This is a genomic window from Peptostreptococcus faecalis, from assembly GCF_900240845.1.
In the GTDB taxonomy this organism is placed as follows: Bacteria; Bacillota; Clostridia; order Peptostreptococcales; family Peptostreptococcaceae; genus Peptostreptococcus; species Peptostreptococcus faecalis.
This window is the reverse complement of the sequence record NZ_OERU01000001.1, coordinates 502,285-520,656: the sequence shown is the minus strand read 5'-3', so window position 1 is coordinate 520,656 and position 18,372 is coordinate 502,285. Positions and strand designations below refer to the sequence as shown.

17 protein-coding genes and 1 other annotated feature are annotated in these 18,372 nt (G+C 30.7%); of the genes, 1 reads left to right on the top strand and 16 read right to left on the bottom strand.

Going from position 1 to position 18,372, the window contains the following annotated elements:
• Window positions 1–12: 12 nt before the first annotated feature.
• The 10 genes from obgE to C0982_RS02390 form a co-directional block, all read right to left on the bottom strand.
• Window positions 13–1,290, bottom strand: a complete 1,278-nt coding sequence (gene obgE, locus C0982_RS02435; RefSeq protein ID WP_101772630.1) for a GTPase ObgE — start codon at window positions 1,288–1,290, stop codon at window positions 13–15.
• A 137-nt stretch (window positions 1,291–1,427) separates the two neighbouring features.
• The gene (rpmA, locus tag C0982_RS02430; RefSeq protein ID WP_101772629.1) at window positions 1,428–1,718 is read right to left on the bottom strand and encodes a 50S ribosomal protein L27; all 291 of its coding nucleotides are present in this window, start codon (window positions 1,716–1,718) and stop codon (window positions 1,428–1,430) included.
• A 13-nt stretch (window positions 1,719–1,731) separates the two neighbouring features.
• A complete protein-coding gene (locus tag C0982_RS02425) occupies window positions 1,732–2,049 on the bottom strand; it encodes a ribosomal-processing cysteine protease Prp (RefSeq protein ID WP_101772628.1) in 318 nt (105 codons plus the stop codon).
• Window positions 2,050–2,055: 6 nt separating this feature from the next.
• Window positions 2,056–2,364 (bottom strand): 50S ribosomal protein L21, encoded by a 309-nt coding sequence (rplU, locus tag C0982_RS02420; RefSeq protein WP_101772627.1) that lies wholly within the window; start codon window positions 2,362–2,364, stop codon window positions 2,056–2,058.
• 182 nt (window positions 2,365–2,546) lie between these two features.
• Window positions 2,547–3,479: a DMT family transporter gene (locus C0982_RS02415; RefSeq protein WP_101772626.1), complete on the bottom strand. Its 933-nt coding sequence runs from the start codon at window positions 3,477–3,479 to the stop codon at window positions 2,547–2,549.
• Window positions 3,480–3,742: 263 nt separating this feature from the next.
• Window positions 3,743–6,160: a leucine--tRNA ligase gene (gene leuS / locus C0982_RS02410; RefSeq protein ID WP_101772625.1), complete on the bottom strand. Its 2,418-nt coding sequence runs from the start codon at window positions 6,158–6,160 to the stop codon at window positions 3,743–3,745.
• A gap of 50 nt (window positions 6,161–6,210) precedes the next feature.
• Window positions 6,211–6,400: a binding site (T-box leader), on the bottom strand.
• A gap of 79 nt (window positions 6,401–6,479) precedes the next feature.
• Window positions 6,480–6,878: a ribosome silencing factor gene (gene rsfS, locus C0982_RS02405; protein ID WP_101773204.1), complete on the bottom strand. Its 399-nt coding sequence runs from the start codon at window positions 6,876–6,878 to the stop codon at window positions 6,480–6,482.
• Between the two features lie 9 nt (window positions 6,879–6,887).
• Window positions 6,888–7,490 carry a bis(5'-nucleosyl)-tetraphosphatase (symmetrical) YqeK gene (yqeK, locus tag C0982_RS02400; RefSeq protein ID WP_101772624.1) on the bottom strand — a complete coding sequence of 201 codons (603 nt, stop codon included), beginning with the start codon at window positions 7,488–7,490 and terminating at the stop codon, window positions 6,888–6,890.
• Window positions 7,487–8,179, bottom strand: coding sequence for a nicotinate-nucleotide adenylyltransferase (gene nadD / locus C0982_RS02395; protein ID WP_101772623.1), 693 nt, complete (start codon window positions 8,177–8,179; stop codon window positions 7,487–7,489). The genes yqeK and nadD overlap by 4 nt, the downstream gene beginning before the upstream one ends.
• Window positions 8,180–8,353: 174 nt before the next feature.
• A complete protein-coding gene (locus C0982_RS02390; protein ID WP_101772622.1) occupies window positions 8,354–8,980 on the bottom strand; it encodes a regulatory protein RecX in 627 nt (208 codons plus the stop codon).
• Window positions 8,981–9,347: 367 nt separating this feature from the next.
• On the opposite strand from C0982_RS02390, the gene C0982_RS02385 reads away from it, so the two are divergent.
• Entirely contained in the window at window positions 9,348–10,268 is a 921-nt protein-coding gene (locus C0982_RS02385; RefSeq protein ID WP_101772621.1) for a ribonuclease Z, read from the top strand.
• 30 nt (window positions 10,269–10,298) lie between these two features.
• Here the strand turns inward: C0982_RS02385 and C0982_RS02380 are convergent, their stop codons facing one another.
• The 6 genes from C0982_RS02380 to mreC all read right to left on the bottom strand — a co-directional run bounded on the left by C0982_RS02380 (window position 10,299) and on the right by mreC (window position 18,371).
• Window positions 10,299–11,693 carry a ribonuclease E/G gene (locus C0982_RS02380; protein WP_101772620.1) on the bottom strand — a complete coding sequence of 465 codons (1,395 nt, stop codon included), beginning with the start codon at window positions 11,691–11,693 and terminating at the stop codon, window positions 10,299–10,301.
• A 57-nt stretch (window positions 11,694–11,750) separates the two neighbouring features.
• A complete protein-coding gene (gene rodA, locus C0982_RS02375) occupies window positions 11,751–12,872 on the bottom strand; it encodes a rod shape-determining protein RodA (protein ID WP_101772619.1) in 1,122 nt (373 codons plus the stop codon).
• Window positions 12,853–13,869: a septum site-determining protein MinC gene (locus tag C0982_RS02370; RefSeq protein ID WP_101772618.1), complete on the bottom strand. Its 1,017-nt coding sequence runs from the start codon at window positions 13,867–13,869 to the stop codon at window positions 12,853–12,855. Before C0982_RS02370 ends, rodA begins: the two co-directional genes overlap by 20 nt.
• Before the next feature lie 65 nt (window positions 13,870–13,934).
• Window positions 13,935–16,973 carry a penicillin-binding transpeptidase domain-containing protein gene (locus tag C0982_RS02365; protein WP_242961479.1) on the bottom strand — a complete coding sequence of 1,013 codons (3,039 nt, stop codon included), beginning with the start codon at window positions 16,971–16,973 and terminating at the stop codon, window positions 13,935–13,937.
• 12 nt (window positions 16,974–16,985) lie between these two features.
• Complete coding sequence (gene mreD / locus C0982_RS02360; protein WP_242961478.1) at window positions 16,986–17,480, bottom strand: rod shape-determining protein MreD; 495 nt, start codon at window positions 17,478–17,480, stop codon at window positions 16,986–16,988.
• The gene (mreC, locus tag C0982_RS02355; protein ID WP_242961476.1) at window positions 17,481–18,371 is read right to left on the bottom strand and encodes a rod shape-determining protein MreC; all 891 of its coding nucleotides are present in this window, start codon (window positions 18,369–18,371) and stop codon (window positions 17,481–17,483) included.
• Window position 18,372: the final 1 nt, after the last annotated feature.

Genomic DNA, 18,372 nt, shown 5'->3' with positions numbered 1-18,372 from the left:
TTTCACCTCCTATTAATTATAAAATTCAAATTCAATTTCATATATTTTAACAGTATCTCCGTCTTCAATACCCATATCTCTTAGCTTATCAAAAACACCTTTAGATTCCATTTGTTTTTGGAAGAATTGTATAGATTCCATATCATCAAAATTTACAGAATACATGATACTTCTCAATTCTTTCCCCTTTACAACAAATATACCCTCTTCAATTTCTACTGTTAATCCTTCATCTTCAGTATCGTCTAGCTCCGGTCTATAAATTTCATCTTCTGATACTAATTCTATTTCTTCCGCTTCTCTTAACATTTCGCCGACTCTATTTATAACTGCATCTATTCCATCTCTAGTTGCAGCTGACATTTTGAACACTTCATACCCTTTACTTTCCATTGTTTTCTTAAAGTTTTCGTATATACTCTCGTCCATCAAAATATCAGATTTGTTTGCAACTACTAACTGCGGTCTTTTAGATAATTTTTCATTATAAAGTTTCAACTCTTCATTTATTTTATTGAAATCATCAATAGGATCTCTTCCTTCTATACCAGAAATATCTACTATATGAATCAACACCTTTGTTCTCTCAACATGTCTTAAAAAATCATGTCCTAAACCTACTCCATCAGAAGCACCTTCAATTATTCCAGGAATGTCCGCCATTACAAAGCTATCGTCATGTTTAGTTTTTACTACTCCCAAATTTGGAGTTAAAGTTGTAAAGTGATAATTAGCTATTTTAGGTTTTGCTGAAGTAACAACAGATAAAAAAGTAGATTTTCCTACATTTGGAAATCCTACAAGACCAACATCTGCTATCATTTTTAGTTCAAGTATTACCCAACGTTCTTCGCCTTCTGTTCCTGACTTTGCGAATGCTGGAGCCTGTCTAACTGCATTGGCAAAGTTCTGATTCCCTTTTCCACCATATCCGCCTTTTGCTACAACAACTTTATCTCCTGATTTTTTTAAGTCAGCTATTACAAGTCCTGTCTTTTCATCTCTAACTATAGTTCCTTCTGGAACTTTCAATGTTGTATCTTCTCCATTCTTCCCTGCTCTGTTTCTTTTTGCTCCGTTTTCTCCATTGTCTCCTAAATATTTTTTCTTATATTTAAAATCCATTAAAGTTCTCAATCCAGTATCTGCTTCAATTATTATACTAGATCCTCTTCCGCCATCGCCGCCATCTGGACCACCGGCTGGAACGTATTTTTCTCTTCTAAATGAAACAGCTCCATTTCCACCATTTCCAGCTTTTACAAATATTCTAGCCTTATCTATAAACATTTACATCCCTCCTTTTCTCAATTTTTACAAAGTTTTTAATAATCTATTCTTATTATATATATGTCCATCTATGTCAAAATTAAATTCAATATTTTTATAAAAATAGAGCTATCGATTCGATAGCTCTATAGCCTGTATTATTCAGCAATTTCTACTGGATATATACTAACTTTCTTTCTCTTCTTGTCTAATCTTTCAAACTTTACTTTTCCATCAACAAGTGCGAATAGAGTATCATCTCCACCCTTACCAACATTTGTTCCAGGATGAATTTTTGTTCCTCTTTGTCTTACTATGATAGAACCAGCTGTTACAGCCTGACCATCAAATCTCTTTACACCTAATCTCTTAGATATAGAGTCTCTACCATTCTTAGAAGAACCTACTCCCTTTTTAGAAGCAAGAAGTTGTAAATTCATTTTTATCATCTGGAGTCACCCCCTACTTTTCAAATAATTTTATATTCTTTGGATATTCTTTGCTTATTTCCTCTAGTGCAAGTCTCAAGTGTTGTAGTAAAAGCTGTGATTTTTTAATATCATCTGTAGATACTTCACAACAAATATATCCTTCTTCTGCTTTAACATCTTTAAACTTGACACCTTGAAGCGTATCTAATGAATTGATAACAGCAAGAGAATTGCTCGTAGCAGCAGAACAAACTATATCGTATCCAACATCGTCATAATTTGCATGCCCCTTCAACTCAAAACGCTCAATTTCATAATCACTATTATAATAAAATGTTACTTTAATCATATATGATTACGCGTTGATTTTTTCAATCACTAACTTAGTATACAGCTGACGATGACCATTTTTTCTTCTATAGTCTTTCTTAGCCTTGTACTTAAATACGATTATCTTCTTGTCTTTACCCTGTTCTACGACTTTAGCCTGAACAGACGCACCTTCAACTACAGGAGCTCCTAACTTAAGCTCACCGTCGTTTACTGCTAATACTTCATTTAAAGTAACAACATCACCTTCGTTAGCTTCTAGCTTTTCTACAAAAAGAACATCACCTTCAGAAACCTTATACTGCTTTCCTCCAGTCTTTACTATAGCGTACATATATACACCTCCCCGTTCTCAAACTCGCCGGATCAGGTATCCTTTAAGAATTTTTACAACACAACTAAGTATTGCGACCTTTACCGTGCGGCAATTACTCATTTATTATACTAAATAGATATATCAGTGTCAAGGAATATTATATATATTTCCTTTATTTTATTGATATTTTATATATTTTTTTATTTCGTTTGCCTTAATAGCTTTTCATTAAATTTCTTCGTAGGTAACTGTACTTGCGTAAGAACTATAGCAAATACCATTATTACACACCCTATTACTTCTTTAGATGTCATTACCTCTCCTAATATTACTACTCCTGCAACCATTGATACTATGGATTCAGAACTCATAATCAATGATGTGATTGTAGGCTGAAGATTTTTTTGAGCTATTATCTGAAGAGTAAATCCTACTCCACTCGATAAAAGTCCAGTATATATAATAGCACTTGCTCCACCAACAAGACCAGCAATTGTAACTGTTTCAAATCCAACCATCAATATAAATGACAATATACCTGAAACTATAAACTGTATTAATGATAATTTTATTGCATCTGCCTTTGGAGCAAAAATATCTACAACAACTATTTGTAGAGCAAAAAAGAATGCTGATACTAATACGTATAAATCACCTTTTTCAATAACAAATCCTTTTTTTATTGATAATAGATATAAACCAACTGCTGCTATCCCTATACACAGCCAAATTTTCAAAGAAACTCTTTTTCCATAAAAAATACCTAGTAGCGGAACTATTACTATATACATAGTAGTTATAAATCCGGCTTTTGATGCTGTTGTTCCAAGTATTCCTACCTGTTGAGTCGCCATAGCTAAAAATAAAGAAATACCTGCTAATACTCCTCCAAGAAGCAAAGATTTTTTACTTCTACTAACTTCTTCAATTCCGTCTCTTTTCTTTTTTATAGAAATCACAAAAGTAACAAGAGATAAAAATGCCGTACTTATAATGCATCTAAAAAAATTAAATGTAAAGGGTCCAACGTGCTCCATTCCCGTTTTTTGAAACACAACTGCAAGTCCCCACACTACAGCAGTAATCGTTATCAAAATAATACTTTGTCTTTCTTTTCTTTTTGCTTCTGTCATAAGTCCATCCTCCAATCCTAATTGATAATTATTTACATATGAAAAAGGGCATCGCTTTCGCAATAACCCTTATAATCATATTCTTCATATTCTTTTCGCTGAGATTATATTATCATAAATAAACTATGATTGTCAACATCATTTAAGAATTTTAGAAAACTCCATATGCTATCAACTTAAACACTCTCTATTTTGTAATATACCCCCAAGCTATCTTTATTTAACATATATTTGCTAATTTTTTAATATATTTTTACCAAACTTTATTTAGCAACAATATTAACTAATTTTGTAGGTATAGCAATTACCTTTACAATGTTCTTACCTGACAAAGCTTCCTTTATTTTAGTATCTTCAAGTGCAATTTCTTTCATTTCTTCTTGAGATACATTAGGAGATACATTTATTTTACCTCTTAGTTTGCCATTTACTTGAACAACTACTTCCACTTGGTCTAATTCAAGGGCTTTCTCATCAAATTTTGGCCAGTCTATACTGAATATACTACCTTCTTTACCTATCATTTCCCAAAGTTCTTCACCTATATGTGGAGCAAAAGGAGATATTATTACAACGATAGTCTCTATTGCTTCTCTTATTATGAAGTCTTTTTTACTATCAAGTTCTTTGTATTTATAAAGTTCATTTACCAATTCCATCAACGCTGAAATTGCTGTGTTAAATCCAAATCTAACACTCAAATCATCAGTTACTTTCTTTAGCGTAGAGTGTACCTTGGCTCTCATTTCCTTATCTTCCTTTGATAGATTATCTAAATTTGTATCTCCTTTTACATCTTTTAGTTCGTCTACCAATCTATATACCCTGTTCAAGAATTTAAAGCAACCTTCTACGCCTTGTTCCGACCAATCAAGATCTCTTTCCACAGGAGCAGCAAAAAGTATAAATAATCTAGCAGTATCAGCTCCATATTGTTCAATTATTTCAAGAGGAGAGATAGTATTCCCCTTTGACTTTGACATCTTTGCGCCATCCATCAATACCATTCCTTGCGTCAAAAGATTTTTAAACGGTTCTTTTACTTTTGTTAATCCCATTTTATTGAAAGCTTTTGTAAACCATCTAGCATACAATAAATGTAGTATAGCGTGTTCAACACCGCCTATATATTGGTCTACTGGAAGCCATCTATCAACTAATTCAGAATCAAATGCTTTATCTGTATTTTTATTATCTACGTATCTCATATAATACCAAGATGAGTCAACAAATGTATCCATTGTATCTGCTTCTCTTCTTGCTGGTTTTCCACATTTTGGACAATCACAATTCATAAAAGTATCTGAAGTCAATAGAGGTGATTCCCCTTTACCTGTAAACTCTACATCTGTAGGAAGCAATACTGGTAGTTGATCTTCTTCGACTCCGACTATTCCACAATCATCACAATATACAATAGGAATTGGGCAACCCCAATATCTCTGTCTAGATATTAACCAGTCTCTCAATCTATAGTTTGTAGTCTTTTGACCTCTACCCTGATCTTTTAATTTTTCTACTATTGAATCAAATGCTTCGTCTTTATTCATTCCGTTAAACTCGCCAGAATTTATCATTTTATCGTCTTCATCGATTACAGGTACAATTTCTAATTCATATTTTGATGCAAATTCATTATCTCTATCATCATGAGCGGGAACTCCCATTACTGCACCAGTTCCATAGTCTGCTAATATATAATTCGCAATCCATATTGGCATTTTCTTTCCCGTAAGAGGATTTATTACACTTCTACCAATATATTCTCCTTCTTTTTCTATTTCAGTAGATTCTCTCTCTATTTCTGTCAACGCATTCATTTTAGACAAAAACTTTTCAAGAGTTTCTTCGTATTCAGTCCCCTTGACTAACTCTCTAGCAAGATCTGATTCAGGAGCTAATACCATAAAAGTACTACCAAATATAGTATCCGGTCTTGTTGTATATACGGTAATATCCTTATCCATATCATCTACTTTAAAAGTGACATTTGCTCCATGACTTTTTCCAATCCAGTTTTTTTGCATTGCCTTTACTTTTTCAGGCCACTGATCTAACATATCTAAATCATTTAAAAGATCTTCAGAGAACTCTGTTGTCTTAAAATACCATTGTTCCAATTTTTTCTTTACAACAGTTGTTGAACATCTTTCACATTCCCCTTGAACTACCTGTTCATTGGCAAGTACAGTCTCACATGAAGGACACCAGTTTACAAATGATTTTTTCTTATAAGCAAGTCCTTGATTATAAAAATCTAAAAATATCTTTTGAGTCCACTTATAATATTCAGGTGAAGAAGTTGCTATTTCTTTATTCCAATCATAGCTAAATCCTAACAGTTTAAGTTGTTCTCTCATTTCTTCTATATTAGACATTGTCCATTTTTGTGGATGAACTCCATTTTTTATAGCCGCATTTTCTGCAGGAAGTCCAAATGAATCCCACCCCATTGGATGCAACACATTATATCCTTCCATTTTCTTAAATCTAGCTACTACATCTCCTATAGAATAATTTCTTACATGTCCCATATGTATTTTACCTGAAGGATATGGAAACATCTCCAAACAATAATATGTAGGCTTGCTTTTGTCACTTGTGTCCGTATTATATTGGCCACTTGTATCCCATGCTTTTTGCCATTTTTTTTCTATTTCTTTAAAATTATATATACTCATATTAAACCTCCTAAAAAAATCAATAAAAAAACTCGTCTCTAAACATAATGTTTAGGGACGAGATATTCTCGCGGTACCACCCTAATTAGCCAACTTCGTCAGCTCTCTCGGATCAGTCTTTAAACCAACTACGGTATATGGTTTTTCTCGGCAAGTTCAAAAAAAATGAAATGCTATCTTTCAGCACCGATAACTCTCTGTAATTCCATATATTTCTACTACTCCGACCATATATATTATTGTCTTATACTACCACACAGACTTTTAAATTGTCAATATAAAACACTTAATTATATTATTATTAAGTTACTCTATAAAATTACTGTTGAGCACTCTCCGCTTTTAATTTTATATCCTCATAATCTACTACTTCTAATTCATCAATATCAATATTAGGAGCATCTTTCCATAATTTTTCTAAATTGTAAAAAACTCTGTTTTCTTCGTCAAATACATGCACCATGATATCACCATAATCAAGCAAAATCCAGTTTTGAGTTTCTCTTCCTTCTTTTCCTCTAGGTTCTATCCCAACTTCTGTCATAGCTTCTTCAACGCTATCGGCTATTGCTTTTACCTGTCTTGGTGATGCCGCTGATGTAATTATAAAGTAATCACATATACTAGATACTTCTCCAACATTTAATATTGAAGTATCTCTACCTAGTTTATCCTCAATTGCTTCATATACAACTTTTACCATTTCTTCTACTGTTATCATATTATATTACTTCCTTTCCAAACTAGCTGCTTTTTCCATTTTTTTTACTTTCTCAACATAATAGTTCCTTGCCTCTACTGATCTCAAATGCAAAACTGCCTTCTTCTTCAAGACATTTATTATAGAACTATCCAATAAATTAGCAAGGGCTTCATCTATTTTTCCTGAATATGCTAACTCTCTTAATGAATCCACTCCCGGATAATTTCTTCCTTCTTCTATCAAATCTGATAAATAAATAGTTTCCTCCAAAGGAGTCATATTCGGCTTACCAGTAGTATGATATCTAATTGCGTTTAATATTTCTTCATCATCTACACCAAATTCATATTTTGCAATATATGCTCCTAGTATACTATGAGATAATGCTGTGCTCTTTTTTTCCATATCATCTAATACAATATTATATTTATCACAATAAGATTGTACATCTGCAAGCTTTACATATTTTGCTGCATCATGTAGTATACTTGCTATCTCGGCTTTCTCTTTATCACAACCCGTTTGTTCTGATATTTTTATTGCAGCTTTTGCTACATTTAAAGAATGTTTTATTCTCTTCTCCGGTAGATAATCCTTGAGTTTTTCTATCATAGCAGATTTATTCATCTACCATTAACACCTCCATACAAATTATGCTTGCTAATATATTCTTCCACCCTACTAGGTACTAAATATTTTATACTTCTATCCCTTTTTTTTCTATTTCTAATATATGTCGATGATATTTCAAGCGATGGTACATATACCATATCTATATACGCTCCATATATATCTCTAAAATTTTCAATATTCTCTTGAGTTTCCAGTAAGTTAATTCCTGGTCTTATTGCAGCAATAAACTTTGCCAATTTGAAATTTTCTTCAAAATCTTTCCATGTCTCAATTTGATTAATTGCATCTGATCCAGTTATAAAATACATTTCCTCATTTGGATATTGTTCTGTAAAATATTTCAATGTATCCACCGTAAAAGTTTCCTTTTCGGTTTGACATATTTCATAATCGGAAACAAAAAAATCATCATTTTTAAAAGTAGACAACACAGCCATATTATACCTATGCATTTTGTCCAATAGATTCTTTTTATGAGGTGGATCACCAGTTGGAACAAAAACTACCTTATCTAAAGAATACTTATCTCTTATAAATTCCGCTGTAGCTAAATGAGCGTTATGAATAGGATTAAATGTTCCTCCCATAATTCCTAGCTTCATGCTTTTTTTTGATTTTTTAAATGACTTAATCTTATTTTTATTTTTAACATGAGACAATTTAAGTCTCTCTTCTATCAACATGTTATATATTCCCTTCAAAAGAAATGATATTTTCATTTTATCACAGCTATAAATATAAGTCCATTAATAAAATGCTATATCCTTTCATCCAAATACAGCGATACAATATTGTATATACTTACTACTACGCTTATTACTAGAAGTATTATAGTCTTCATAAATAGCCCCCTTACATCAATATGAATTTTCAAGTACACATCTAATAGCTTTATTGATAGTGCTATAGTCGAACCCTTTATACGCTAGATGCTGAAACAATTTATTTTTCAGTATATTTTTATCTTCTGTTTTTATCCTATTTTTTCTTTTTTCAGCTAGATAAATTGCATTTTCAAGCTCTATGTCATCATCTATACTCTCCATAGCAGATTCTCTATCTTCTTTTCCTATTCCCTTTAAATAAAGATCTTGCTGTATTTTCTTTTTGCCTACTTTTTTGTAATTCATCCCATTGTTTACTAACTGGTGAGCAAAAGTAGAGTCATCTACAAAGGAGTATTTTTTCATAAAATCTATCACTTTATCAACAATTTCTATATCATATTCTTTCAATAGTTTTTCTCTTATTTTTTTTTCAGATTTTTGAGTTCTCGAAATATAATTAAGGGCTTTCATCTTGGCTTTATCATAGTCATCTTGCTTTATCAATTGGGTGATTTTGTCAGTATCTATGTCTTCACCTTTGTTTAAATTATATTTATATACTAATTCAGCATTGAATGAAATTAAATATTCTTCATCAACATATAAATTAACTCTTTTACCATTTTTTTGATACTTAATTGACGTTATCTTTGGCATACAATCACTACCTTTCTGATAAATTATATCACATTTAGAGGTAATTAACATTTAATTCACTTTATTTTTATTTCTAATAATTATATTATAATTATAGTTTTAATAATACCTCCCTTTATATAGAGATAATTTCACATATTTCTTACTAAGTACTAACTTCTCATATTATCAATACCTAGTAGTGACAAAGCCTTTTGTGTATATGGGCATTTATTGTGGTATAATAATATGTATATTTTTTAAAATGTCATTAAAATTTAAGAACCAAAAAATAAGAAGTAGCTAATATTTTCTTGTTATAAAAATAATAAATATATGATGTTTATTAAAGAATTTAAATATTAAATTATAAATGGTAGGTGATAAAATGGTCAATATTACGATGATTGGAACCGGTGGAAATGTTCCCTCCCACAAAAGATTTTGCTCTAGCATGTTTATAAACTATAAGGGCAAAAAGATATTAATTGATTGTGGTGAAGGTACACAAGTATCCATGAAAACACTAGGGTGCGGTTTTAAAGATATCGACTTAATTCTAATTACACATCTTCATGGTGATCATATAAATGGACTTTTAGGGCTTCTATCTACAATGGGAAATGCTGAAAAAAGAAATATACTTACTATAGTTGGACCTGTTGGAATAAAAAAAGCAATTTCAGCTATGATGGTTTTATGGGAAGGATTGCCGTATAGATTGCGTATAATAGAAAATCCTGGTGGTCCTTTTTCAATTGATGAAGAAATATTTAATGAAATAGAAATTTCTACTATAGCTCTAAAACATTCTACAGAATGCTTAGGTTACAGCCTTTATTTTAAAAGAAACAGAAGCTTTGATGTAAACAAAGCCCTTGAAAATAGTGTTCCTAAATATCTATGGAAAAATCTCCAATCTGGAAAAACTTTTTATATAGACGATATAAAATATGACCCAGAAATGGTACTAGGTTCTTCTAGAAAAGGTATTAAAGTGAGTTTTATTACAGATACTAGACCAATTTCTTCAATTCCTGATTTTATCAGAGAAAGTGACTTATTTGTTTGCGAGGCTATGTACGGAGATGAAGCCGATATATCAAAAGCTGTAAAGAACAAACATATGTTATTTAGAGAAGCTGCTACACTTGCTAAGAATGGAAATGTAAAAAAACTTCTACTTACTCACTTTTCTCCTTCAATTGAAAAACCAGAGGATTTTATCGACAATGCAAAAAATATATTTGCAAATACAACTGTAGCTTATGATGGAATAAGAATTTCTATTCCTTATCCTGAAGACTAAGTTATTTATAAAAAAAAGTGTCTATAATAGTTAATAGACACTTTTTTTTATGTATTCAAATTTTATATCATTCTCTTTAATATTCATTTTTAACTCTATATCTATACCATATTTTTCAGAAATATTCACTATTACCTCATTTTTAATTTTTAGTAAATCTTCATATATTTTTTCATCGATAGACACTATAATTTTTTCGTAAAGAGAATTTGATTTAGCAAGCAGAGCATTTTTTTCTATTTTATCCACAATTGAATTAATTGTATCCTGACTTTGATATATATTTTTATTGTAGTACTCTTCAATAGATTTACCACTTCTTCTACGAGTTATTTCAACTATTCCTAATCTAGTGAATCCATGCACTTTTGAATATCTTGAATCACATGATAAATTTTCATTTAAAGTATTTAATAATAGATATTTATCTTCTTTAGAACTCATATCTATAAAATCTATCAAAATCATCCCAGTCAAATCTCTTATAATAATTTGCTTTGCTATTTCTTTTGCCGCAGCAATATTTACTTTTAAAACTGTATTTTCGTAATTACTATGTCCTATGTATCTGCCCGAGTTAACATCAATCACAGTCATTGCCTCAGTTTTTTCAATAACAATATTTGCTCCATCTCCAAACCATACACGTTTGGATAAATATTTTTTCAATTTATTATTCACACCGTAAGCTTCAAAGATATCAACTTCACTTTCTCTTTTCAGCTTATACAAGTATTCTCTGTTAATAGATATTGCCGTATCCCTTAATATTCTATCAAATTTTCCATCGGAATATATTATTTTTTCCACACTATCATCAAAGTTATCCCGAATAAATTTTTCAATTTCACTTTCTGGTTCACTTATTAAAATAGGTTTTGATGAACTTTTATACTTTTTTAATATGTTATTGTATTTAAGTTTAAGATTATATATATCCCTACTTATCTCTTCATTAGTTTTACCTACTGATTCTGTTCTCAATATATATCCACAGTTTGCACTGTCTATATTCGATACTATTTCTTTTAATCTCTTCCTCTCATTTTTATCTTTGATTTTATTTGAGAAAGTAATTTTATTATTTGTTGGAATAAATACTATATAAGGTCCCGAAAGAGATATCTCTGTCGTCAGTTTTACTCTCTTTTCATCTTTTTCTTCTTTAATTACTTGAACAAGTATTTTTTCACCTTCTACATAATCAAATTCATCATCCATTTTAAGATATCCAGGATCTTTTTGACCTATATCCACAAAACATGATTTCATTCCTTTAATAATCTTTTTTATCACTCCAGAATATATATTTTTAACTCTTACATAATTTTCGTTTTCTTCTATTATTAGTTTTTGAATTTCTCCGTTTTCAACTACAGCCAGTTTATTTGAATTAACAAAACTCTCTATAATAAATTCTTTCATATTTTCCTCCTAAGAGTTTTATAATTTTTAAGACTCTTCATTGTCAAAAGCATCAATCTAGGAGTAAAAATTAGATCGCCTTCTTCTTAAACACACATTTAGTACTATTGCTATATTAGCCATCGATGTAATCAATGAACTCCCCCCATAACTCACGAATGGAAGAGTAACTCCTGTTACAGGCATCAATCCAACAGTCATACCTATATTTTGTATGATTTGATATGCAAACATTCCGCTTATCCCAGCTACTATAAATGTTCCGTAAGAATTTCTTGATCTAGATGCTATTGTCAATAATCTGTATATTAGCAATACAAACATGCCCACTACAAATATCATTCCCAATAATCCAAGCTCTTCACCTATTACTGCGAAAATAAAGTCACTATCTCTTACTGGCAAGAAATTTTCTTGATTTTGTGAGCCATTATACAGACCTTTTCCAGTAAGACCACCTGATCCTATTGCTATCATAGACTGCAGTGTCTGATAATTCGTGCTCGCCTCTGGATTAAAAAAGTTTACAATTCTAACCTTTTGATGTGGTGCCATTATAAAGTAAAGTATTGGGCTGATTACAAGTATCGCCAAAAATGTATTTCTTACTATTTTTTTACTTATTCCAGCAGTATAAAGCATGAAAAATATCATACATATAAATACTATTGCCGTTCCCAAATCCGGCTGAGCATATAATAGCGTACCAAAAGGAAGTGCATATAACATTAACTTAACAATTGTTTTAATATCGTTAATGCTAGATTTATACTTATCTAAAATTTTCGCATAACTCAAAACAAATGTTAATTTAACTATTTCTGAAGTTTGAAAGTTGAAGTTCCCTATTTTTATCCAAGATCTTGCACCAAATTGAACATTACCTATACCAGGAATCAATACTATTACTAACAACAGTATACTAAATATATATATTTCCTTATAATATTTTCCTATACTGTTGTAATCAAATAAAAGTATCATTACAGTCAATAATATTCCTATTGCAAATGCCATCATCTGTTTATATAGTTGTTTTAAATCTCCTGTTACATTTGCGTGTGTTGCACTGCTCAAAATAATCAATCCAAATATAAAGATAACAAACACTATAGAAATTAATTTCCAATCTAAATATTTGATTATTTTCATATTTTTCTTATAATCTATTTTCCTCATCTTCCTCTTCTTTCTCTATAAAAATATCCTTTAACTTATTTATAATTTTCCCCTTACTTGGTTCTGATACACCGTCATTATATTCTCTTTCTTCTTCTAATTCTTCTTCGTATAATTCTTTTTCGCCACTATATTCATCACCATAAGGATCTTCGTCATACATATCTTCACCATCTCTTACTAAATAATTAAAGTCCGAAAGAGATTCATTTTTTTCCATCATTACACCCTGCTCTCCAATATCAAAAGAACCGTAACTAGTGTCTTTGATTGTATCTGGAGAGTATTTATACAGGATTTCTTTTTTCTGTGACACAACTATTTTTTTATGTTCGTCAATATATGCCACTTCAGGATTGCTCATAGATGTTTTTCTTTGACTTACAACATCTTCGGTTATGCAGTCAAATATAGCTATTTTTTCGGAATTAAATTGTCTTGCTATTATACATGCACTATCATTACCATATGCTCCTGCATAGACCATCCCTCTAATTTCTCCCATTACTGTAATGTTTCCACCTGCAATTAATACAGATTCTGTTTCTGTACTTGAAAGAACTGTTATGTCACATGATGCCTTGACTATAGCATCTCTTGGTACAGTCGTCAAAACCACAATACTTCCGTTATAGTTTATTTCCTCTTCTTCTGATATGTCCATTACATATAACGTTCTTACAGCTTTAATTAATGCCGTCGCACCCTTGTACTCCTTTTGCTTCATTAACTTATTAAAATTAAATTCATCTGTTCCAAGGTATTTCATGTTATATGTTTCTGTCAAATATTCAATAATTAGTTTTTTCTGATATGGTGATATATAATCACTACTTATCTCTGTCAGTACTCCCCCTAAAAAAAATTTAGGGGATGACATAACCTTGACAGAAATTAAGTCAAATATTAATTCCAAACTTGCTTCTCGATTAATATATAATACCAACCCTCTGCCAGTTCCTTTAAATTCGACTATTTCACTATTACTCAAGCTCATAATAAATCATCCCCTCAATATATTATTATTCATTTTTAAATTACTTTAAATCCATTTAAGCACTTCTATTGGACAGCTTGAACGCCATCATCATATTCTTCCTTTTTTTCGTCAGATTTTTTTGAACTAGAGTCATTTTCTTCACTGTTTTTATCATTATTATTAGATTTATTTTCTTCGTCATTATTAGATTCATCTTTTTCACTATTTTCTGCGTCGTCATCTATTAGCCCAAAATATTGACCAAGAACTTCTCTAATAGGAAGCATCGCATATGAACTTGTTTCTCCCTGAGGGATAACACATGCCACAGCTATCTTAGGATTATCTGCAGGTGCAAATGCAATACCCCATGCAAAAGAACCGTAATCATCCTTAAATCTATCAATATCAGTATCTGAAATATTTGAATTCAACTGTTTAATAGCTTTTCTAAGATAAGAAGAATTTATTTTATCAGTATTTTCTAACTTAACTCTTACTCCAGCATCTAATTCTTTTTGATATTTTTCTCTATCTTCAGAGCTAGTAGCTTTATCTTTGATTTTTTCTTTTAATTCTTTGATTTTTTCATTAGTTAGCTCTAATTCTTTTTTTGATTTAAGCTCTTCATATTTTGCCATTACTTCACTTTCTTTGACAGAATATGAAGCTAAATGAGATTTCAAATAGTCAAATTCCTTGTCAGTAGGAATTTTACCTGATTTTTCAGCCGTACCAGTTTTTGTTGCTACATCAACTGGGAAATTTGCAAAAGCTTGTTTTGCAAGACCAGTCTTTGAAACTCTAAGCATACCCTCTTTTAAAATTTCCAAATTAGAAGGATCATCAAAATCTATCTTTTCTTTTTCTCTTTTAGCTGTTTCTGTAGTTTTTCCATTAGAATCAACTACCTTATCTGCAACATTTAATTTTACTAAATTTCCTCCATTGGCAATGGCAGCTGTAAATCTAACAATTTGAGAAGGGTTATAAGCATTCTCCCCTTGACCTATCGCAAGATTAAATGTGTCACCCACTCCCCATTTAGCAAAATTAAAGTAACTGTATACCATATAATCTGCATCGCTTTGAATGTACTCTTCTTTCACACCTAATTCTTCTAATCTCTTCATTGTTTCTACTCTTCCAGGTGTTTTTGCTTCATCGATCCAGCTTACTATTTCTCCTATTTTTTCCTCAAATTCTTCCTTATTTTTCGAATAATCAATACCAACAAAATGATCCCTCATAGTTCTTTCAAGAGCCATTTTTAATTGTATTTTTGTTTTCTCAATTTTTTGTTTTTCACTTGGAACTTTCCCATCACGTTCTTCTAGTTGATTTTCAAGACCAGTACCATCATTTAGACCAAACTTTTTAGCATATTCTAATATTTTCTTAGCACCCATTCCAGTGTCTAAATTTTCACCTGTCATCCAGTTTTTGTCGCTTCCTATAACATAAAAGTAAATGTTACATGATTCTTGGATCGCCTTGTACAAGTCAACACTTCCATGATTCTTTTTACCTTTATGCCATACATAATCTGCAAAAACTCTATTTCCCATTTTTATATAACCAGGATCATTGATTGTATAATTTGGACTTAATCCAGATTCAAGTGCTGCCATTGCAGTCACAAGTTTAAATGTAGAACCAGGCTGGAATGCACCCTGTGTAGATAAATTCAAAAGTGGATTAGGCGCTAGTAAATCATTTTGATTTTTTGGTAAATAGTTATTATAATCTTCAGCACTTATACCTTCTGCAAATTTGTTTGGATCATAATCAGGAAAACTTGCCATAGATATAACATCTCCACTCTCCACATCTATTGCTACTATAGCACCAGACTTTGCATTAGGTGCACTCTCTCCCACACTTATATTTCCAAATTGACTTACAAAAGTCTTTGAATTTCTAGCTGAATCAATTGCTTTTTCCAAAGAATCTTCCGCTGTCTTTTGAACCTTACTATCAATAGTCAAGTACGCACTACTTCCTGATATAGGTTCAACAGATTTCATTTCGTCAATTACACGACCTACACTGTCAACTTTTACTTCCTTATATCCGTCAGTTCCTTTAAGTTTTTTTTCATAACTTCTTTCTATTCCAGATAAACCTATAATACTTTCCGCTGTATAACCATCTTTCGATACATCACTTACTTTTGTAGAAGGCACTTTTCCTACATATCCTAAAATATGTGAAGCCAATCTTCCCATTGGATATACTCTCTTTGGTTCTACAGCTACGGAAATTCCAGATAATTTAATTGCATTTTCTTCAATCTGAGCAACTGTATTTTCTTTAATGCCCTTAGCTATGGTTACCGGATTGTATTGAGTAAAATACTTTGATTTAATTAAATCTCTCACCAATATAATCTTTCTAGCTTCATAGTCAGAAAGATTCTTATCTATACTATAATATTCATCTCTAATTTTTTTAAATGCATCTTTTGCAGATACTTTTGAACTTAGCGAATAACTTTCTAACCAATCTTTTTTATTTTTTTCTTCTGTAAACATCCAATTTTTAACTAAAACTGGTGGATAGTAACCTAAAGAATTAATTTTAGATTGTAAATCTGCTGGTTCCATTTCCCTATCAGAAATCGCTATTACTCCATTTTTTATTAGAGAATCAACTATATAGTAAAAACATTCTTTCGGAGAATAACTATTAGGAATACTATTCTCTTTTTTGAATTTTTCTATTTTAGTATCAAATGTAAAACTATACTTTCCATTTTCAATTACAATTGGAAATTCATCTACATATTTTTCTTCATTTTTTTCTAAAATATTTATTACTGAGTAAGCTATCTCATTAGCTCCACCCTTTTTTTCTTTATCGGCTTTATTAAGCGTGTCTCCTGAAACTTGTACAGTAAACTGAGGTTCATTCCCTGCCAATAAAACACCATTTCTATCCCTTATTTCTCCTCTTGGAGCCTGCACTTTAATTCGTTTATAAGCTTTTTGATTCGCCAGGTCAGAATAGTATGAATATTTTATTGTGCTCATATATGTTGCCTTTACAAGTACAATACCAAGAATTATCAAAACAGCCTTTTTAATGCTTTTCAGTCTTGACTTCGTAATTTTATTATTCAATTTATTTCACCACTATTCTTCTCTTAATTTAATCAGTTTATCTTCAAAAATAGTATACGCTAAAAATGCTACTACAGTATTTGCTACAGGCAATAATACTAATGCTTTTAGTGCTATGCTCAGCAATGCATTAGGATTGAAAAAGATTGCCGAAACAGCAACTTCCAATATAGAAAAAACTATACTTATTAACAGTACAAAGAAACAAACTATATTTCTTTTATCTTTGAATATAGACTTCTCTATACTTGAAATAAAATATGAAGTAGCTAAAAATAATAGCGGTGTAATACCAACTACACCACCTGATACCATATCACTCATCAGCCCAATTATTCCTCCAAGAATCAATGCACTCTTTTTATCAATGTAAAAAGATATAAAAATAATATATATCAATAGAAAATTCACACTAAAGTATGAGTTAATAAAATTAGTGAAAAAAGTTTCTAAAAATATTATTACCATTCCAATTGCAAAAAGTATTATTTTTTTCAATCTTATCACCTACTCTACACTTCTAGGAGAAATTACACTAACATCATTTATTTTCTTGAAATCTACATACGGCTTTACCGTTATAAGCTTCATAGACTTATTCTTATCTAACGTAACACTAGTTATTTCTCCAATAGGTAAATTTTCTGGATAAATTCCAAGACCAGAGGTAACAATAGTATCACCTTTTTTCGCATCTGAATTAGAATTGAAGAAATATCCGTGTAGGAGTTTTTCATTGTCGTCAAAATTTATGTTTCCAACTGTTGATGACGTTGTTATCACACCTTTACTATCTTCTTTTCCAGATATCTTAAAACTGACAGATGCTCTTGAGTCAACAAGTGAAATTACTTTTGCATACTTATTATTAACGCTATATACTAAACCAACTATTCCGTCTCCGTTTAATACTATACTATCTTTTCTAACACCTCTGTCCGCACCTACGTCAATGATAAACGATTTATACCAATTGCCACTATTTTTGCCTATAACTCTAGATGACACCATATCGTTACGTTGACTGCTATCTACGTAATTCAATGATTTCTTAAGCACCTCTAATGAGTCTAATTTTCCTTCATCACTTTTTAATTTAATAATTTCTTTATTTAATTTTTCATTTTCTTTTTTTAGTTCATCCACCTTATCAGAATTTTTTTTAAAACTAATAAAATCATCAAAAAAATCACCTGTATTTACTACCACGTTATTCAAATGCTTTCCAACTGAATAAAATAATTGTGAAAAACCCTTTTTTTCAACAAAGTTAAACTTATCAATGCCTAAAAGTGATGTAGCTGAGACTGCTATTATCACAACTACAACACCCCCAGCTATAATCGACTTTATAGAAAATTTAGGTCTATTATTTTTACTTAATTTCAAGTATATCACC